Origin of the sequence: Streptomyces fodineus, from assembly GCF_001735805.1 — a bacterium.
In the GTDB taxonomy this organism is placed as follows: domain Bacteria; phylum Actinomycetota; class Actinomycetes; order Streptomycetales; family Streptomycetaceae; genus Streptomyces; species Streptomyces fodineus.
Genome location: NZ_CP017248.1, coordinates 5,251,306 through 5,270,491, shown reverse-complemented (window position 1 = coordinate 5,270,491; position 19,186 = coordinate 5,251,306). Strand labels below are relative to the sequence as shown.

At 69.2% G+C, this 19,186-nt stretch carries 16 protein-coding genes and 4 tRNA genes; 11 read left to right on the top strand and 9 right to left on the bottom strand.

The window, feature by feature from the left end; translation table 11 throughout:
• Positions 1-39: 39 nt before the first annotated feature.
• From BFF78_RS22395 to BFF78_RS22360, 8 genes are all read left to right on the top strand, one after another.
• Entirely contained in the window at positions 40-1,662 is a 1,623-nt protein-coding gene (locus tag BFF78_RS22395; RefSeq protein ID WP_079161427.1) for a metallophosphoesterase family protein, read from the top strand.
• Between the two features lie 80 nt (positions 1,663-1,742).
• A tRNA-Glu gene (locus BFF78_RS22390) sits at positions 1,743-1,815 on the top strand.
• Positions 1,816-1,851: 36 nt separating this feature from the next.
• Positions 1,852-1,926, top strand: a tRNA-Asp gene (locus BFF78_RS22385).
• Positions 1,927-1,950: 24 nt separating this feature from the next.
• Positions 1,951-2,024: transfer RNA gene (locus BFF78_RS22380), tRNA-Phe, on the top strand.
• 63 nt (positions 2,025-2,087) lie between these two features.
• Positions 2,088-2,369, top strand: coding sequence for a hypothetical protein (locus BFF78_RS22375; RefSeq protein WP_069780017.1), 282 nt, complete (start codon positions 2,088-2,090; stop codon positions 2,367-2,369).
• Between the two features lie 57 nt (positions 2,370-2,426).
• Positions 2,427-6,371, top strand: coding sequence for an ATP-dependent RNA helicase HrpA (hrpA, locus tag BFF78_RS22370; protein ID WP_069780016.1), 3,945 nt, complete (start codon positions 2,427-2,429; stop codon positions 6,369-6,371).
• 96 nt (positions 6,372-6,467) lie between these two features.
• Positions 6,468-6,542 (top strand) — tRNA-Asp (locus tag BFF78_RS22365).
• 173 nt (positions 6,543-6,715) lie between these two features.
• A complete protein-coding gene (locus tag BFF78_RS22360) occupies positions 6,716-6,907 on the top strand; it encodes a DUF6274 family protein (protein ID WP_069780015.1) in 192 nt (63 codons plus the stop codon).
• Positions 6,908-7,366: 459 nt separating this feature from the next.
• Here the strand turns inward: BFF78_RS22360 and bldC are convergent, their stop codons facing one another.
• Together bldC and BFF78_RS22350 are read right to left on the bottom strand one after the other, a co-directional pair.
• A complete protein-coding gene (bldC, locus tag BFF78_RS22355; RefSeq protein WP_003949541.1) occupies positions 7,367-7,573 on the bottom strand; it encodes a developmental transcriptional regulator BldC in 207 nt (68 codons plus the stop codon).
• A 539-nt stretch (positions 7,574-8,112) separates the two neighbouring features.
• Positions 8,113-8,955: a DUF8083 family protein gene (locus tag BFF78_RS22350; protein WP_069780014.1), complete on the bottom strand. Its 843-nt coding sequence runs from the start codon at positions 8,953-8,955 to the stop codon at positions 8,113-8,115.
• A 199-nt stretch (positions 8,956-9,154) separates the two neighbouring features.
• Between BFF78_RS22350 and BFF78_RS22345 the strand changes: the two genes are divergently transcribed.
• Positions 9,155-10,261 carry a Leu/Phe/Val dehydrogenase gene (locus BFF78_RS22345; RefSeq protein WP_069780013.1) on the top strand — a complete coding sequence of 369 codons (1,107 nt, stop codon included), beginning with the start codon at positions 9,155-9,157 and terminating at the stop codon, positions 10,259-10,261.
• A 290-nt stretch (positions 10,262-10,551) separates the two neighbouring features.
• The gene (locus BFF78_RS22340; RefSeq protein ID WP_069780012.1) at positions 10,552-10,803 is read left to right on the top strand and encodes a DUF3073 domain-containing protein; all 252 of its coding nucleotides are present in this window, start codon (positions 10,552-10,554) and stop codon (positions 10,801-10,803) included.
• A gap of 66 nt (positions 10,804-10,869) precedes the next feature.
• Here BFF78_RS22340 and purM read toward each other — a convergent pair whose 3' ends face one another.
• The 7 genes from purM to purS all read right to left on the bottom strand — a co-directional run bounded on the left by purM (position 10,870) and on the right by purS (position 18,372).
• A complete protein-coding gene (gene purM, locus BFF78_RS22335; protein ID WP_069780011.1) occupies positions 10,870-11,937 on the bottom strand; it encodes a phosphoribosylformylglycinamidine cyclo-ligase in 1,068 nt (355 codons plus the stop codon).
• Positions 11,938-11,969: 32 nt separating this feature from the next.
• Positions 11,970-13,499 carry an amidophosphoribosyltransferase gene (gene purF, locus BFF78_RS22330; protein WP_069780010.1) on the bottom strand — a complete coding sequence of 510 codons (1,530 nt, stop codon included), beginning with the start codon at positions 13,497-13,499 and terminating at the stop codon, positions 11,970-11,972.
• A 201-nt stretch (positions 13,500-13,700) separates the two neighbouring features.
• Complete coding sequence (locus tag BFF78_RS22325) at positions 13,701-14,156, bottom strand: META domain-containing protein (protein WP_069780009.1); 456 nt, start codon at positions 14,154-14,156, stop codon at positions 13,701-13,703.
• Between the two features lie 48 nt (positions 14,157-14,204).
• Positions 14,205-15,002 (bottom strand): maleylpyruvate isomerase family mycothiol-dependent enzyme, encoded by a 798-nt coding sequence (locus BFF78_RS22320; RefSeq protein ID WP_069780008.1) that lies wholly within the window; start codon positions 15,000-15,002, stop codon positions 14,205-14,207.
• 165 nt (positions 15,003-15,167) lie between these two features.
• Positions 15,168-17,426 (bottom strand): phosphoribosylformylglycinamidine synthase subunit PurL, encoded by a 2,259-nt coding sequence (gene purL, locus BFF78_RS22315; protein WP_069780007.1) that lies wholly within the window; start codon positions 17,424-17,426, stop codon positions 15,168-15,170.
• Positions 17,423-18,103, bottom strand: coding sequence for a phosphoribosylformylglycinamidine synthase subunit PurQ (purQ, locus tag BFF78_RS22310; RefSeq protein ID WP_069780006.1), 681 nt, complete (start codon positions 18,101-18,103; stop codon positions 17,423-17,425). The genes purL and purQ overlap by 4 nt, the downstream gene beginning before the upstream one ends.
• Entirely contained in the window at positions 18,100-18,372 is a 273-nt protein-coding gene (purS, locus tag BFF78_RS22305; protein ID WP_069780005.1) for a phosphoribosylformylglycinamidine synthase subunit PurS, read from the bottom strand. Before purS ends, purQ begins: the two co-directional genes overlap by 4 nt.
• A gap of 310 nt (positions 18,373-18,682) precedes the next feature.
• On the opposite strand from purS, the gene BFF78_RS22300 reads away from it, so the two are divergent.
• Positions 18,683-19,000: a histone-like nucleoid-structuring protein Lsr2 gene (locus BFF78_RS22300; protein WP_031164632.1), complete on the top strand. Its 318-nt coding sequence runs from the start codon at positions 18,683-18,685 to the stop codon at positions 18,998-19,000.
• The last annotated feature ends 186 nt before the right edge of the window (positions 19,001-19,186 follow it).

The window sequence follows — 19,186 nt, the reverse complement described above, 5'->3', positions numbered from 1 at the left end:
CACCGCATATCCACCCCCGGACTTGGGCATACGGCACCAATGGTCCGCGTCCCCGTCGCAGCCCTCCGCACGCTGACGAGCCGTCTGCGCACCACGACGAACCGCCTGCGCAGCACGACGAGCCGTCCGCGCACCGCCCGCCGCGCCATCCGCCCGCTCCCCGCCCCGCAACCGGCCACCCCGGAACTCGCCGCCCGGCCCCGCCCCTGGCTCCAGGCCCTCGGCCTCACGGCCGTCGTGCTGGTCGGCGCCTGGCTGGGCCTGCTGATCGTCGGAAACGTACGGGCCCCGGTCGGGCCCATGAACACGACGATGGCACTGCGCCCCTCCCTCAGCGGCGGCACGAAGATCAACATCTCGCCGCTGGGCGCGCTCACCCTGGACAGCCATGTGGCCCCCGTCCGCCTGGACGTGAACGTCGACCAGCTCGACCCGCTCCGCTCCCAGGCCCTGGTCGACCACCCGGAGCGGATCTCCGGCCTCCAGACCGAGGTCGCCAAGGATGTCGAGCACGGCACCCTGGACCTGGCCGTACGCTCCTGTGCCGCCGTCGTCGCCGGAGCCACGACCCTCGGCCTCGCCGTCTACCGCAGCCCCCGCCGGGCTCTGACCGCCGGCGGCCTCGCCCTGACGCTGCTGGCGGCGTCAGGGGCGAGCGCGTACGCCACCTGGAACCCGAAGTCGGTCCTGGAACCGAAGTTCTCCGGCCTGCTCAGCTCGGCGCCGGCGGTGGTCGGCAACGCGCGCAGCATCGTCACCGACTTCGACGTCTACCAGAAGGAACTGGCCCGCCTGGTGACCAATGTGACGAAGCTCTACGACGTCACCTCCACGCTCCCGGCCTACCAGCCGGACCCCTCCACCATCCGGGTCCTGCACGTCTCGGACATCCACCTCAACCCGGCGAGCTGGAAGATCATCGCCTCGCTGGTGGAGCAGTACAAGGTGAACGTGATCGTCGACTCCGGCGATACGATGGACCACGGCATAGCGGCCGAGAACGGCTTCCTGGACCCGATCCGGGACCTGGGGGTGCCGTACGTCTGGGTGCGGGGCAACCACGACTCCCGGACCACCCAGCGCTATCTGGAGCGGATGAAGAACGTGCACGTCCTGGACGACGGCCGGGCCCAGACGGTCGCCGGCCTGCGCTTCGCCGGCATCGGCGACCCGCAGTTCACCCCCGACCGCTCGGTGGCGCCCGGAGGCGACGCGGCCGAGCGGCTGGCGGGCGACCGGCTGGCCAGCGCCCTGCGCGACCAGAAGGCCCGGCACGCCCCGGTCGACATCGCCGTCGCCCACGAGCCGGTCGCGGCCCGCGAGACGGACGGCGAGGTGCCACTGGTGCTGTGCGGCCATCTGCACCACGAAGGGGACGAACTGCTGCCCTACGGCACCCGGCTGCGCATGGAGGGCTCCACGGGCGGAAGCGGGCTGCGGGCGGTGGAGCGCGAGTACCCCGCCCCGATCGAGGCGTCGATCCTCTACCTCGGCCGCGGCAACCACCGCCTCCAGGCCTGGGACGCGATCAAACTGGGCGGACTCGGCGAGACGACGGCCGAGGTCAGCCGCCATCTGGCGGACGAGAACCGACCGAAGACCGCGCCTTCCCCGGGCGCCTCGTCCCCCTCCCCCTCCACCTCGTCGACCCCCTCGCCGTAAACCGTTTTGGCGATACTCCCCGCCATCCCATATGCTTCTCACGTCCCCGACGCGCTGAGAAGCGCCCAGGCGGGCCGATAGCCCTCATCGTCTAGCGGCCTAGGACGCCGCCCTTTCAAGGCGGTAGCACGGGTTCGAATCCCGTTGGGGGCACGCAATACCGTGTGCGACACTGTTGCACGCACGCTTGGTCCTGTGGAGCAGTTTGGAGTGCTCGCCACCCTGTCAAGGTGGAGGCCGCGGGTTCAAATCCCGTCAGGACCGCTGAGGTTTCACGTGAAACCTCGTGGCTGGGTAGCTCAGTTGGTACGAGCGTCCGCCTGAAAAGCGGAAGGTCGCCGGTTCGACCCCGGCCCCAGCCACAGCCAGAAAGCCCCGTTCAGCGAACGGGGCTTTCGTCGTCTCAGGGACTGGGGGAGGCAGTGGTGGGGGACACCGAGCTGGAGAAGAACCGGGCGCGATACGGGCTGCTCGCGGTCGTCGTCAGCAATCTCGCGATCGCCGGGGTCGCGATCTTCGGCGTCTGGCGGCTCGACGGGGACAAGTCCGTGATCGTCGGCATCCTGACCGCCGCGTTCACCGCCGTGAGCAGCATGACCACCGCCTACCTGGGCATCAAGGCCGTCTCCAACACGGCGAAGTCGATCGCGCTGGGTCAGCAGGTCGCTGCGCAGAGCGCCACACCTCCGCCCCAGCGCACTCCCTAGACAGCGCGGTCAAATCGTTCGCGTGTTTTTCGGGCGGGGTGAGATCCTGGATCGCGTATGTCTACGCATCCCGCCCCCGTCCTCGGCACCCTCGCTCCCCGCCTGACCGAATTGTCGCTGCGCGACGCGCACCGGCTCGGCCGACGGCTCGAGGGCGCGCGCAAGATCCGTACGCCGGAGGCCCGCGCCGCCGTCCTCGCCGAGATCGAGGGCGAGATCGGCAAGGCCGAGGCACGGATCGGTGAGCGGCGTGCCCGTGTGCCCGCCGTCACCTACCCCGAGCAGCTGCCGGTCAGCCAGAAGAAGGATGTGATCGCGGCGGCCATCCGCGATCACCAGGTCGTCATCGTCGCCGGTGAGACCGGTTCCGGCAAGACCACGCAGATCCCGAAGATCTGTATGGAGCTCGGGCGTGGCGTACGCGGCATGATCGGGCACACGCAGCCCCGGCGTATCGCCGCCCGGACCGTCGCCGAGCGGGTGGCGGAGGAGCTGAGGACGCCCCTCGGCGAGGCCGTCGGCTGGAAAGTGCGGTTCACCGACCAGGTGAACCCGGACGCCACCTTCATCAAGCTGATGACGGACGGCATCCTGCTCGCCGAGATCCAGACCGACCGTGAGCTGCGCGCCTACGACACGATCATCATCGACGAGGCCCATGAGCGGTCGCTGAACATCGACTTCCTGCTCGGGTACCTCGCCCAGCTGCTGCCGAAGCGGCCGGACCTCAAGGTCGTCATCACCTCCGCGACCATCGACCCCGAGCGCTTCTCCCGGCACTTCGGCGAGGCCCCGATCATCGAGGTCAGCGGGCGGACATACCCCGTCGAGGTCCGCTACCGGCCGCTGCTGGAGGAGGACGCCGAGGACGCCGACCGGGACCAGATCACCGCCATCATCGACGCCGTCGAGGAGCTCCAGGGCGAGGGCCAGGGCGACATCCTCGTCTTCCTCTCCGGCGAGCGGGAGATCCGGGACACCGCCGACGCGCTGGAGCGGAAGAAGTACAGGTTCACCGAGATCCTGCCCCTGTACGCCCGGCTCTCGCACGCCGAGCAGCACCGGGTCTTCCAGCCGCACACCGGGCGCAGGATCGTTCTGGCGACCAACGTCGCCGAGACGTCCCTCACCGTCCCCGGGATCAAGTACGTCATCGACCCCGGCTTCGCCCGGATCAGCCGCTACAGCCACCGCACCAAGGTCCAGCGGCTGCCCATCGAGCCGATCTCCCAGGCCAGCGCCAACCAGCGCAAGGGCCGTTGCGGTCGTACGTCCGACGGCATCTGCATCCGGCTGTACAGCGAGGACGACTTCCTCGCCCGGCCGGAGTTCACGGACGCCGAGATCCTGCGTACGAACCTGGCCTCCGTCATCCTCCAGATGACCGCCGCCGGCCTCGGCGACATCGAGAAGTTCCCCTTCATCGACCCGCCGGACCACCGCAACATCCGCGACGGCGTACAGCTGCTGCAGGAGCTGCACGCGCTGGACCCCGCCCAGAAGGACCCCCGCAAGCGGCTCACCGACACCGGCCGCAAGCTGGCCCAGCTGCCCGTCGACCCGCGCCTGGCCCGGATGGTCCTGGAGGCGGACCGGAACGACTGTGTCCGCGAGGTCATGGTCATCGCCGCAGCGCTGTCCATCCAGGACCCGCGCGAGCGCCCGGCCGACAAGCAGACCCAGGCCGACCAGCAGCACGCCCGCTTCAAGGACGAGACCAGCGACTTCCTCGCCTACCTCAACCTGTGGCGGTACATCCGCGAGCAGCAGAAGGAGCGGGGCTCCAGCTCCTTCCGCCGGATGTGCAAGCAGGAGTACCTGAACTTCCTGCGCATTCGCGAATGGCAGGACATCTACACCCAGCTGCGCACGGTCGCCAAGCAGATGGGCATCCACCTCAGCGAGGAGGACGCCCCCGCCGACCGCGTCCACGTCTCGCTCCTGGCCGGCCTGCTCTCCCACATCGGGATGAAGGACGTACGGGAGGGCAACAAGAACGAGTACCTGGGCGCCCGCAACGCCAAGTTCGCGATCTTCCCGGGCTCGGCGCTGTTCAAGAAGCAGCCCAAGTTCGTGATGTCGGCCGAGCTGGTGGAAACCTCCAGGCTCTGGGCGCGGGTCAACGCCAGGATCGAGCCGGAGTGGGTCGAGCCGCTCGCCGGGCACCTGCTGAAGCGGACGTACAGCGAACCGCACTGGGAGAAGGACCAGGCGGCCGTGATGGCGTACGAGAAGGTCACGCTGTACGGCGTCCCGATCGTCGCCCAGCGCAAGGTGAACTACGGCCGGATCGACCCGGAGACGAGCCGCGAGCTTTTCATCCGCAACGCGCTGGTCGAGGGCGACTGGCGCACGCACCACAAGTTCTTCGCCGACAACCGCAAACTCCTCAGCGAGGTCGAGGAGTTGGAGCACCGCGCGCGGCGCCGGGACATCGTGGTCGACGACGAGACGCTGTTCGACTTCTACGACCAGCGGGTGCCCGAGCACGTCGTGTCCGGGGCGCACTTCGACTCCTGGTGGAAGCACAAGCGGCACGAGCAGCCGGACTTCCTGGACTTCGAGCGGGAGATGCTCATCCGGGAGTCGGCGGAGGCGGTCACCAAGGCCGACTATCCGGACTCCTGGCGGCAGGGGCAGCTGAAGTTCCGGGTGACGTACCAGTTCGAGCCGGGCGCGGACGCCGACGGCGTGACGGTCCACATCCCGCTCCAGGTCCTCAACCAGGTCACGGACGAGGGCTTCGACTGGCAGATCCCGGGCCTGCGTGCGGAGGTGGTGACGGAGCTGATCCGTTCCCTCCCCAAGCCCGTCCGCCGTCACTACGTACCCGCGCCGAACTACGCGAAGGCGTTCCTGGACAAGGCGGTGCCCCTGCAGGAGCCGCTGACGGTGACGATGGCGCGCGAGCTGAAGCGGATGGTCGGCGTCCCCTTCGAGGCCGACGACTTCGACTGGTCCAAGGTCCCCGACCACCTCAAGATCACCTTCCGGATCGTCGACGAGCGGCGGCGGAAGCTGGCCGAGGACAAGGACCTTCAGGCGCTGAAGCTCACGCTGAAGCCGAAGGCCCGCAAGGCCCTGTCGCAGGCGGCGGCAGCGACCGCCTCCCGCGAGGGCGGGGAGTCCCTGGAGCGCTCGGGCCTGACCGACTGGACGATCGGCACGCTCACCCGGGTCTTCGAGACCCGCCGGGCCGGCCAGCCGGTCAAGGCGTACCCGGCGCTGGTGGACGACGGCGACACGGTCTCGGTCCGCCTCTTCGACACGGAGGCCGAGCAGGCCGAGGCCATGTGGAAGGGCACCCGGCGGCTGATCCTGCGGAACATCCCGGTGAACCCGGCGAAGTTCGCGTCCGAGAAGCTGACGAACGCCCAGAAGCTCGCCCTCTCCGCCAACCCGCACGGCTCGGTCCAGGCCCTGTTCGACGACTGCGCGATGGCGGCGGCGGACAAGCTGATCGGGGACTTCGGCGGGCCGGTGTGGGACGAGGAGTCGTACCGGAAGCTGTACGACAAGGTGCGCGCGGAGATCGTCGACACGACGGTCCGCGCGGTCGCCCAGGTGCAGCAGGTCCTCGCGGCCTGGCAGGCCTGTGAACGCCGTCTGAAGGCCGTGCGCAGCCCCGCGCTGCTGGCGAACCTGACGGACGTACGCAAGCAGCTGGACGCCCTGGTGAAGCCGGGATTCGTCACCTGGGCGGGCATACGCCGCCTGCCCGACCTGATGCGCTATCTGGTGGCCGCGGACCGGCGTCTGCAGCAGATGCCGACGGGCGTCCAGCGGGACACCACGCGCATGGAGAAGGTCCACGAGATGCAGGACGAGTACGCCTGGCTCCTGGAACAGCTCCCCCAGGGCCGGCCGGTCCCGTCCTCGGTCCTGGACATCCGCTGGATGATCGAGGAGCTGAGGGTCAGCTACTTCGCCCATGCCCTCGGCACCGCCTACCCCGTCTCCGACAAGCGGATCGTGAAGGCGATCGACGCGGCGGTGCCGTAACCGTCCGCGTACAGAGGGTGAGTTCGACCAGGCGGGCTCACCTCCTGTACAGTCTCTTCTCGCAGCGCAGTGCACGAGCGAAGCGCCGCGAAACCTGGTCCTGTGGAGCAGTTTGGAGTGCTCGCCACCCTGTCAAGGTGGAGGCCGCGGGTTCAAATCCCGTCAGGACCGCATAGTGAAGGGCCCCCATGTGGGGCCCTTCTTCTGTTCCCGGCGCCATGGAGAATCCCTGGCGGGCCCGCCCTTCGCTCCCTCGGCGGGCGTCGGCTCCCTTGACGACGTCACATTCCACCGGTACCCAGGGACCAGGGCCCGTTCCCCTGTGCGGTCCGCGGAGGTGACGTATGGCGGCATCGGCCAGGCACGAGACGCGGGCGCTGCTGAGGGCCCATCTGGCGGCCGCCTCGTCCTATCGGCATCTCACCCGCCACTGCGCCGTCTGCCATCACCTGCTGCGGCTGGCGATGGATGCCGGCCCCCTGGGCCCCGAGGCGGGCGACGAGGAAGCCGAGGACAACAGTCCCCGCACCGCGTGACCGACGCCGGCCCCAACACCCCAGCAGGCGTGGGTCACTGGAACCGGTCGCTCCACTAGCGCACACATGCCGCCGGCAACAACCGCCGGGGCATGTGACGGGAGTCACCGCATGACTTTTCGGAAGGGCGGTACTTACCCCTGTCCTACAACAGGTCAATTTAATATGTGCAATTGCACCAGCCTCAGGGGTCACGCACAGCGGTTCCGACAGCCCTGCCCAGACTCCGACAAGGCCGCTCACAGAGCGCCGGCCATGCCCCCGCCAGCGCACAAAAAAGATCGCGCTGGACCCGGCGGAGTCCAGCGCGATCTACGACGCACCCTGTGTCGCTGCCAACAACGTTCTCTTCGGCTGGGCGTGGGCCCTGTTGGGGCAGGTCCCGCGTCGCTTGGAGCTAGGGATTCGGGCGCCTCGGCGGGTTGGGGGACCAGCCGTCTTGCCCGGATATGGAGTTGTTCAGGCCTCGCTGCGCTGCTGCGGGATGCCCGCCAGCAGGGCGCGGACCTCGGCCTCGCGGTAGCGGCGGTGCCCGCCGAGCGTGCGGATGGAAGTGAGCTTGCCGGCCTTCGCCCACCGCGTGACCGTCTTGGGGTCGACGCGGAACATCGTGGCGACCTCAGCCGGGGTCAGCAGCGGCTCGGCATCAGGGGTGCGAGCGGTCATGAGCGGCCTCCTCGGGAGAACCGAACCTTCTCGGTTCTTTCCTCTAAATTCTGCACCTTGACCCGCGTTGCCCGAAATGGCGGACGCGAGTCGAGTCGGTTATAGGACGAACGGCTTGTCCTCGGCACTACAACTACACCATCTGTCCAGCCGCGTCGGCCAAACCGATGGAATTGCCCTCCCAGGTGTTCATCAGCGACGGATGCCGATGGACCATGCCATAGCGGACAGTCACGCCACTGTGACGATCAGTCACAGGACGATCAGGAGCCACGAGACCCCCCAAAGCGCGCAATGCCGAGATTCCGCCCGCAGTGGAGCATAGTTGGACGGAAGGAGTCCTCCCCGGACTCCTTGTCCTATTTTGGCATGAGGGGCGGCAAGAGGCGCAAGGGCCGCGTAAGTGCCGTCCATCACCCTTGAGACAAAAGTCCAGATCGGGACCATCGTCCCGTCACAGGGTCAAGTGGCCTAGACCGTACGCCGTTGGGGGCCATTTGAGCCGTGACGTACGTCACGATCCCGGCGTGTCTGGAACTTCAGTTCGCCGAGCGCCGGTCCCGGACCGCCCGCCACCGCTCCACGAGCCGCACATAGGCCTCGCCGGCCGCCGTCCCGTCGCCCCGGCGCAGCGCCTCGATGCCGTCGGCCACGTCCGCCGCCGAGTGGTCGCCCTCCAGCTCGCCGGCCGGCAGCACATACACCAGGCCGCCGTAGTCCAGCTCCACCAGCGAACGCGGATGGAACTCCTCCAGCCAGCGGCCGACGTCCACGAGACCGTCGATCAGCGGGCTCTCCTCGACGGTGTCCCTCAGCGTGCGCAGCGCCCGCGCCACCCGCCGCCGGGCCTGCACCATGGGCGTGCGGTAGCGCAGCAGGGGCGGCACCTCCGCGGTGCCCTTCTCGTAGTGCCGCTCCTCGTCGGAGACCAGCACGAACCAGTTCAGCGGCACCTGCCAGGTCGCCGTACGGATCCACGGGCGGGCGTCGGGGTTGCGGGCGAGCCAGCGCTCGTAGTCCTGGGCGGCCTGGCGCCGTACGACCGGGGGCAGCACCGCGTCCAGGACCGGCGCCGCAAGCTCCTCGGCCAGCTCGCCGAGCGCCTGCCAGCCGCGCAGCCGGGTCCGCCAGGGGCACACGCAGACCACCCCGTCGACCTCCAGCACGAAGGCGTCGCTGCTCTCGTGTACCGGCACCGGGACCGGCGGGGTGGGCAGCAAGTCGGCGAGGGAGCGGCGCAGTTCGTCCTGGTAGGAGGGGCGGTCGGGGCGGCGGGCGTAGCGCGCCCAGTGGCTGCGCTCCGGCTCCGGGAAGGCGCCCAGCGGCTCGTACACGCGCAGATACGCGGCATAGGGGACGACCACGGAGGACACCTTCGGCACGCCTGCTCCCTCCCCATCGGACCCGGCTCGAAACACTGCAAATCGTGCCACGGTCATACGTGCGCAGAAGGCCGGGGAGAGTGATCCTGAACACTGCGCGGATGGTGGTCGTGCCGAGGCTCTACGCTCATGCCACGGCACCCCGCCACCCGCACGGGGTCCGACCCCACTCGCCGCTATTTACACAGGAGTCACCACAGTGACCGACGTAACCGGCGCGTCTGCTGATGTCCTGCACACCCTGTTCCACTCGGACCAGGGCGGCCATGAGCAGGTCGTGCTCTGCCAGGACCGCGCCACCGGCCTGAAGGCCGTGATCGCCATCCACTCCACCGCCCTGGGCCCGGCCCTCGGCGGCACGCGCTTCTACCCGTACGCGACCGAGGCCGAGGCCGTGGCCGACGCCCTCAACCTCGCGCGCGGGATGTCGTACAAGAACGCCATGGCCGGTCTCGACCACGGCGGTGGCAAGGCCGTGATCATCGGCGACCCGGAACGGGACAAGACCGAGGAACTGCTCCTCGCCTACGGCCGCATGGTCGCCTCGCTCGGCGGGCGTTACGTCACCGCCTGCGACGTGGGCACCTACGTCGCCGACATGGACGTCGTGGCCCGTACCTGCCGCTGGACCACCGGCCGCTCCCCCGAGAACGGCGGCGCCGGTGACTCCTCCGTGCTCACCGCCTTCGGCGTCTACCAGGGCATGCGCGCCTCCGCCCAGCACCTGTGGGGCGACCCCTCGCTGCGCGGCCGCAAGGTCGGCATCGCCGGCGTCGGCAAGGTCGGCCACCACCTGGTGAAGCACCTGCGCGACGAGGGCGCCGAGGTCGTGATCACGGACGTGCGTACGGACGCCGTCCAGCGGATCCTCGAGCAGTACCCCGTGGGCGTGACCGCGGTCGCCGGCACCGAGGACCTGATCCGGGTCGAGGGGCTCGACATCTACGCCCCCTGCGCGCTCGGCGGCGCCCTGAACGACGCCAGCGTGCCGGTGCTCACCGCCAGGGTGGTCTGCGGCGCGGCCAACAACCAGCTCGCGCACCCGGGCGTGGAGAAGGACCTCGCCGACCGCGGGATCCTCTACGCGCCGGACTACGTGGTGAACGCGGGCGGGGTCATCCAGGTGGCCGACGAGCTGCACGGGTTCGACTTCGACCGGTGCAAGGCGAAGGCGGCGAAGATCTTCGACACCACGCTGGCCATATTTGCACGTGCGAAGGAAGACGGGATCCCGCCGGCCGCCGCGGCCGACCGGATCGCCGAGCAGCGGATGGCCGAGGCACGCGCGGGACACGCCGCACACTGACCCGGTCGCACTGGTGAGCGGTACCCGCCGGTGGGGACTTGGAGAGAACTCTCACTTCCATCGGCGGGTCGTTCCCCGATAAGTGGTTAAAATCGCCACTGACCAGCGAGGACGGGGCGCCTCGAAGGTCCTGGGCACACGCGCGTGCTGTGGGCGACGTACCGTATGGGCGCGGGCTCAGGTACCGTGGAAGCCCTACGGACCGGCCTCTCCGCGGAGGGTCCGTTCCAGATCATGAACGCGTGTCAGACTCTGGGGCCATCAAGCCCCGTCACCGAGGGGGTCGAGCCATGGGGCGCGGCCGGGCCAAGGCCAAGCAGACGAAGGTCGCCCGCCAGCTGAAGTACAACAGCGGTGGGACTGACCTGTCACGGCTGGCCAGTGAACTGGGCGCATCGACTTCGAGCCAGCCGCCGAACAGCGAGCCGTTCGAGGACGATGAGAATGAAGAGGACGATCTTTACTCTCGTTACGCCGACCTCTATGAGGACGACGACGAGGATGAGGACGACGGTCCCTCGCAACATCGTCGCGGCGCTTGACCTTGCACTGAGCACTTGTCCGGTCGGTGGCACTGCCACCGACCGGCTTCTGTGCTACCCGCAGGTTCAGCCGGCGTAGTCTCCGACCATTTCGGCGCCGGTCTCCTTCTCGCCCCGCTCGGTGATCTCGCCGGCCACCCATGCGTCGACGCCGCGGTCGGCCAGAGTGGCGAGGGCCACCTCGGTGGACTCCGCGGGGACGATCGCCATCATGCCGACACCCATGTTGAGGGTCTTCTCCAGCTCCAGGCGCTCGACGCTCCCGGTCCTGCCGACCAGGTCGAAGATCGCGCCCGGGGTCCAGGTGGAGCGGTCGATCACGGCGTGCAGCTCGTCGGGGATCACCCGGGCCAGGTTGGCCGCGAGACCGCCGCCGGTGATGTGCGAGTAGGCGTGCACATCCGTGGTGCGCATCAGCGCCAGGCAGTCCAGCGAGTAGATCTTCGTAGGCTCCAGCAGTTCCTCGCCGAGGGTGCGGCCGAGGTCGGCGATCTCCGCGTCCAGGGCCAGGCCGGCCCGGTCCAGCAGGACGTGGCGGACCAGGGAGTACCCGTTCGAGTGAAGCCCGGAGGACGCCATGGCGATCACGGCGTCACCCTTACGGATGCGATCCGCGCCCAGCAGCCGGTCGGCCTCCACGACACCCGTACCGGCCCCGGCGACGTCGAAGTCGTCCTCGCCCAGCAGTCCGGGGTGCTCGGCCGTCTCGCCGCCCACCAGGGCGCATCCGGCGAGCACACAGCCCTCCGCGATGCCCTTCACGATGGCCGCGACGCGCTCGGGGTGGACCTTGCCGACGCAGATGTAGTCGGTCATGAACAGCGGCTCGGCACCGCACACCACGATGTCGTCCATGACCATGGCGACCAGGTCGTGGCCGATGGTGTCGTAGACGCCCATACGGCGTGCGATGTCGACCTTCGTGCCGACGCCGTCCGTGGCGGAGGCGAGCAGGGGACGCTCGTAGCGCTTGAGGGCGGAGGCGTCGAAGAGCCCGGCGAAGCCGCCGAGGCCGCCGAGGACCTCGGGGCGCTGGGTCTTCTTCACCCACTCCTTCATCAGCTCGACCGCGCGGTCGCCCGCCTCGATGTCGACGCCCGCCGCTGCGTAGCTGGCACCAGTTGTCTCAGACATGACTGTGAGAGCTTTCGTGTCGTACTGCGGTGTTACGGGCGACGGATCGCGTCGGCCGCGGCCGTGGCGGCGGGACCGGCCGCCAGCTCGGTCTCCAGAAGCTGCTTGCCGAGCAGCTCCGGGTCCGGCAGCTCCATCGGGTACTCGCCGTCGAAGCAGGCGCGGCACAGGTTCGGCTTGGCGATCGTGGTCGCCTCGATCATGCCGTCGATGGAGATGTAGGCGAGCGAGTCGGCGCCGAGGCTGGTGCCGATCTCCTCGATGGTCATGCCGTTGGCGATCAGCTCCGCGCGCGTGGCGAAGTCGATGCCGAAGAAGCAGGGCCACTTCACGGGCGGGGAGGAGATCCGGATGTGGACCTCGGCGGCGCCCGCCTCGCGGAGCATGCGGACCAGGGCCCGCTGGGTGTTGCCGCGCACGATCGAGTCGTCGACGACGACCAGGCGCTTGCCCTTGATGACTTCCTTCAGCGGGTTCAGCTTCAGGCGGATGCCCAGCTGGCGGATGGTCTGCGAGGGCTGGATGAAGGTCCGGCCGACGTAGGCGTTCTTCACGAGACCCGCGCCGAAGGGGATGCCGGAGGCCTCCGCGTAGCCGATGGCGGCCGGGGTGCCGGACTCCGGGGTCGCTATGACGAGGTCGGCCTCGACGGGGGCTTCCTTGGCGAGCCGGCGGCCCATCTCCACACGGGAGAGGTACACGTTCCGGCCGGCGATGTCGGTGTCCGGGCGGGCCAGGTACACGTACTCGAAGACACAGCCCTTGGGCTTCGCTTCTGCGAATCGGGAGCTGCGCAGGCCGTTCTCGTCGACGGCGACGAACTCGCCCGGCTCGATCTCGCGGACGAAGCTGGCGCCGCAGATGTCCAGGGCGGCGGTCTCGGAGGCGACCACCCAGCCGCGCTCGAGACGGCCGAGGACCAGCGGGCGGATGCCCTGCGGGTCGCGGGCGGCGTAGAGGGTGTGCTCGTCCATGAAGACGAGGGAGAAGGCGCCCCGCACCTTCGGGAGGACCGTGTGGGCGGCCTCCTCGATGGTCAGCGGCTTGCCGTCCTCGTCGACCTGGGCGGCGAGCAGGGCCGTCAGCAGGTCGGTGTCGTTGGTGGCCGCGACCCGGCTGGAGCGGCTGTGGTTGTCGTTCGGCAGTTCGGCGACCATCTCGGCGAGCTGGGCCGTGTTGACCAGGTTGCCGTTGTGGCCGAGCGCGATCGAGCCGTGCGCGGTGGCCCGGAACGTCGGCTGGGCGTTCTCCCACACGGAGGCGCCGGTGGTCGAGTAGCGGGCGTGTCCGACCGCGATATGACCCTGGAGCGAACCGAGCGAGGTCTCGTCGAAGACCTGGGAGACCAGGCCCATGTCCTTGAAGACGAGGATCTGGGAGCCGTTGCTGACCGCGATTCCCGCGGATTCCTGACCCCGGTGCTGGAGGGCGTAGAGCCCGAAGTACGTGAGCTTTGCGACCTCTTCACCCGGAGCCCAGACACCGAAGACGCCGCAAGCGTCCTGGGGGCCCTTCTCGCCGGGAAGCAGATCGTGATTGAGTCGACCGTCACCACGTGGCACGGCTCCGAGTGTAGGCGAGGTCGACCACTGGTCCGAATTGGGGATATGCGACTTTGACGGATCAGGGATTGCCGATCATCTTGTCGGTTTCCACGTTTGCGCAGGTCAGCGAGGCGTGTCCGGCTCTGGGAACGTCGGTGGCGGCGCTGCGGACGGCGGCCCGGGGCCCGTTCGGCGGCCCGGCGAGTGAGGTGTCGCACATCATTCGGGCGCACCGCGCGAGAGGTGGATGCGGTCGCCGTTGCCGTCCGTGAGCGTCAGCTTGGCGTCGTCGGCCTTGGCGACGAGCGTGCCGGTGGTGAGGGCGCGGGAGAGGGCGCGCTCGAACTCCATGCGGTCCGGGGCACAGGCCATCCGGGTCGTCCGCAGGTCACCGAAGGTGATGTGGTCCCCGTGGACCGTGGCCCGGGCGCTGAAGTGGTTGCAGCCGAGGTTGCCGGCCGCCTTGCCGTCCTCGTCGATGCGCAGGCGGGCGACGGCGGGCGCGTGCCGGGTCGTACCGCCGACGGTGAGACTGTCGATCCGCCAGTCGATGCCGGTCACGGGCTGTGGGACGGCCACCGCACCACTGTCCGCCTTACCGCTGCCGCACGCCACCGTGAGCGCGGCGAGGATGCCGACCATCGTCGAGATCATGCGCTGCTTATGCCGTTTCATGGCGATTCGACGGTAGACCGGTCGCGCCGGTTCCGCTACGGCGTCGGTTTACGGCATCAGCGGCAGCAGGGATCCGATGTCCGCCCGCTCCCCACTGGCGCTCACCTTGGCCTCCTCGACGGCGTCCTTCCAGCTCACGCGGCCGGTGGCGAGCCGGATCCAGGTCAGCGGGTCGGTCTCCACGACGTTGGGCGGGGTGCCGCGCGTGTGCCGGGGCCCCTCGACGCACTGCACCACCGCGTACGGCGGCACGCGCACCTCGGTGGAGCCGCCGGGCGCCTTCACGGCGAGGGCGTCGGCGAGCAGCCGGGTGGCGGCGGCCAGGGCCTGGCGGTCGTACGGCACCTGAAGGCCGGGCACGGCGGCGTTGAGGTCGTCGGTGTGGACGACGAGTTCGACGGCACGGGTGACCAGGTAGTCGTCCAGCGGCAGCGCGCCGGCATCGGTCTCCAGCAACCGGCTGCCGGGGTGCTCGTCGAGGAGGGTGCGCAGGGACGCGTCGACGTCCGTGAGGCAGGCGTCGAGGTCAAGGTGGCCGGCGGCGAGGCCGCGGGTGAACTCGTCGATGGCGCAGGCGCTCGCGGAGGTGGCGAAGGGCCACTGCACGACCGCCAGGTCCTGCTTCGGCGGGGCCGGCCGGTCGAGGGCGCGATGCACGGCGGTGACGGCCATGCCGATGTGGGCGATCAGATCCCGTACGGTCCACTCACCGAGCCGCGTGGGCCCACCGAGCTGCTCGGCACCGAGCCCGCGCAACCCCTGCCGGACATGGCCGAGCTGGGCGAGGACCGCGGCGCGGGTCCTTACGGGGTCGTAGGAGCGGGCGCGCTTCTTGGCCGGTGGCATGGCGGTGAGCCTATGCCTTCACGGCGTAGCCCTTCAGGCCGTTTTCGACCAGCCCGAAGGCGCGGTGCGCGCGCTCTGCGGCGTCGGCCCGCTGAGCCGACCAGCCGAGAAGGCCCCGCCCGGAAGCCGATCGTCCGGGCGGGGCCTTCACCGTCGTACGAGGGGCTACGCCAGAAGCGCCGGGATGGTCGCCTCGTGCGCCTCGCGCAGCTCCTCCAGCGTGAGCGCGAACTCGCCCTGGATCTCCACCGAGTCACCGTCCACGACACCGATGCGAACCGCCGGCAGGCCCCGCGCGCCGCACATGTCGTTGAAGCGGACCTCCTCCGAGCGCGGTACGGCGACGATCGCGCGGCCGGCCGACTCGGAGAACAGGAGGGTGAAGGCGTCCAGGCCGTCCGGGACGACCAGACGGGCGCCCTTGCCGCCCAGCAGCGCGGACTCGACCACGGCCTGGATCAGACCGCCGTCGGACAGGTCGTGCGCCGAGTCGATCATGCCGTCGCGGGAGGCCGAGATGAGGATCTCGGCCAGCAGGCGCTCGCGCTCCAGGTCCACCTGCGGCGGAAGCCCGCCCAAGTGGTCGTGGATCACCTGGGACCAGGCCGAGCCGCCGAACTCCTCACGGGTGTCGCCGAGGAGGTAGATCAGCTGGCCCTCCTCCTGGAAGGCGACCGGCGTGCGGCGCGCGACGTCGTCGATCACGCCCAGGACCGCCACCACCGGGGTCGGGTGGATCGCCGCCTCGCCCGTCTGGTTGTAGAGCGAGACGTTGCCGCCGGTCACCGGGGTGCCCAGCTGCTGACAGGCGTCCGCGAGACCGCGTACCGCCTCCGCGAACTGCCACATCACCGCAGGGTCCTCGGGGGAGCCGAAGTTCAGGCAGTCGGAGACCGCGAGCGGCTTCGCGCCGGTCGTCGCCACGTTGCGGTAGGCCTCGGCCAGGGCCAGCTGCGCGCCCGTGTACGGGTCGAGCTTGGCGTAGCGGCCGTTGCCGTCCGTCGCGATGGCGACACCGAGGCCGGTCTCCTCGTCCACGCGGATCATGCCGGAGTCCTCCGGCTGGGCGAGGACGGTGTTGCCCTGGACCAGGTGGTCGTACTGCTGGGTGATCCAGTTCTTGGAGGCCTGGTTGGGGGATCCGACCAGCTTCAGGACCTGGGCCTTCAGCTCCTCGCTCGTCTCCGGGCGCGGCAGCTTGTTCGCGTCGTCGGCCTGCAGGGCGTCCTGCCAGTCCGGGCGGGCGTACGGCCGCTCGTACGTCGGGCCCTCGTGGGCGACCGTGCGCGGGTCGACGTCCACGATCTTCTCACCGTGCCAGAAGATCTCCAGGCGGTCGCCGTCGGTGACCTCGCCGATGACCGTCGCGATGACGTCCCACTTGGCGCAGATCTCCAGGAAGCGGTCCACCTTCTCCGGCTCCACGACCGCGCACATGCGTTCCTGCGACTCGCTCATGAGGATTTCCTCGGGCGAGAGCGTGGAGTCGCGCAGCGGGACGTCGTCCAGCGTCACGCTCATGCCGCCGGAGCCGTTCGAGGCGAGCTCGGAAGTCGCACACGAAAGACCGGCCGCACCCAGGTCCTGGATGCCGACGACCAGCTTCTCCTTGAACGCCTCCAGGGTGCACTCGATGAGGAGCTTCTCCTGGAAGGGGTCGCCGACCTGGACCGCGGGGCGCTTGGAGGGCTTGGCGTCGTCGAAGGTCTCGGAGGCCAGGATCGACGCGCCGCCGATGCCGTCGCCACCCGTACGAGCCCCGTACAGGATGACCTTGTTGCCCGCGCCCGAGGCCTTCGCCAGGTGGATGTCCTCGTGCCGCATCACACCGATGGCACCCGCGTTGACCAGCGGGTTTCCCTGGTAGCAGGCGTCGAAGACGACCTCGCCGCCGATGTTGGGCAGGCCCAGGCAGTTGCCGTAGCCGCCGATGCCCGCGACCACGCCCGGCAGGACGCGCTTGGTGTCCGGGTGGTCCGCCGCACCGAAGCGCAGCGGGTCGACCACCGCGACCGGGCGGGCGCCCATCGCGATGATGTCGCGGACGATGCCGCCGACACCCGTGGCCGCGCCCTGGTAGGGCTCGACGTACGACGGGTGGTTGTGCGACTCGACCTTGAAGGTGACCGCGTAGCCCTGGCCGACGTCCACCACACCGGCGTTCTCGCCGATGCCGACGAGCAGGGCGTCCGACTGGGGCGCCTTCTCGCCGAACTGGCGCAGGTGGACCTTGGAGGACTTGTACGAGCAGTGCTCGGACCACATGACCGAGTACATGGCGAGTTCGGCGCCGGTCGGGCGGCGGCCGAGGATCTCCACCACCCGCTCGTACTCGTCCTTCTTCAGGCCGAGTTCGGCCCAGGGCAGCTCGACGTCGGGGGTCGCGGCCGCGTGCTCGACCGTGTCCAGAGGCGTCCGGCTCATGCGCCCACCAGCTTCTTGAGGATCGAGGTGAAGAACGGGAGCCCGTCGGTACGGCCCGTACCGACCAGCGGCTCGACGGCGTGCTCGGGGTGCGGCATCAGGCCGACGACATTGCCCGCCTCGTTGGTGATGCCGGCGATGTCCCGCAGCGAGCCGTTGGGGTTGAAGTCCACGTAGCGGAAGACCACCCGGCCCTCCGCCTCCAGCTTGTCGAGGGTGTACTCGTCGGCGACGTACCGGCCGTCCATGTTCTTCAGCGGGATGTGGATCTCCTGGCCCGCGCGGTAGTCGCTGCTCCAGGCGGTCTCCGCGTTCTCCACCCGCAGCTTCTGGTCGCGGCAGATGAAGTGGAGGTGGTCGTTGCCGAGCATCGCGCCCGGGATGAGGTGGGCCTCGGTGAGGATCTGGAAGCCGTTGCAGATGCCGAGGACCGGGAGGCCGGCCTTCGCCTGCTCGATCACGGACTCCATCACCGGCGAGAACCGGGAGATGGCACCGGCCCGCAGATAGTCGCCGTAGGAGAAACCGCCGGGCAGAACCACGGCGTCGACCTGCTTGAGGTCCTTGTCCTTGTGCCACAGGGCGACCGGTTCGGCGCCCGCGAGGCGGATCGCGCGCTGGGCATCCTGGTCGTCGAGGCTGCCCGGGAAAGTGACGACGCCAATACGAGCGGTCACTTGGCCGCCTCCGCGACTTCCGCGTCCTCTTCCACCTTGACGGTGAAGTCCTCGATCACGGTGTTGGCGAGGAAGGATTCCGCAAGATCGTGGATGCGGGCGAGCGCGGCCTCGTCGACCGGCCCGTCAACTTCCAGTTCGAAACGCTTTCCCTGACGGACGTCCGAGATCCCCGTGAAACCCAGGCGTGGCAGCGCACGCTGGACCGCCTGGCCCTGGGGGTCGAGGATCTCCGGCTTGAGCATGACGTCGACTACGACGCGTGCCACTGGCACTCCCGATGTGTGGTGCTGAGCTGGTTCCTTCAGACTACCCGCACAAAATTTCTACGCGAGTAGAGTTGTAGGAAACTACGTGAGTCGCATCACGATCGGGTGTCGAAGCCCTACGCCCGTGAAAAATTCTGGGAAAGTTCGACGGTCCGTCCGGTTCACCTATTGTCTTCGGACACGCGGACGGATTTAGTCGGGCTTCACTTTGCATTGCCAGGCACTGTACAAATGAATTGGCAATAGCCGATACTCGGCACGTCATCGCCGATGAGCTGTATCGACGTGCCGCACGAAGGGACCGATATTCGTGGCGCAAAAGGTCGTGGTCACTCTCTTTGACGACATCGACGGCTCGGAAGCGGCGGAAACGATCGCCTTCGGACTCGACGGGAAGTCGTACGAGATCGACCTGAACGAAACCAACGCCAAGAAACTGCGCAAGGCGCTCGCGCCCTACGTCGAGGCCGGCCGCAAGCGGTCGCGGTCCGGCAAGGCGTACAAGCAGACGGAGGTCGCCCCCGACCCGGCGGCCGTCCGCGCCTGGGCCCAGGCCAACAAGATGGACGTCCCGGCCCGCGGCCGGATCCCCAAGAAGGTCTACGAGGCGTTCAGCGCCGCGCAGTGAACCCCGCGCAGGGGTGGCGAAGCCCGCGAAGGGGCAGCCCTCAGGGTCCGTCAGCGGGCCCTGAGGGCCGTGCACTTGGGCATACCGGGGCAGCAGGGGCAGCCGACTTGCGCAACCCCCCTGCTGATCAGCTAATGTCTGGGACACGCCGAGGGGCGAGGCCGAAAGGCCGAAACCCCGAGGATC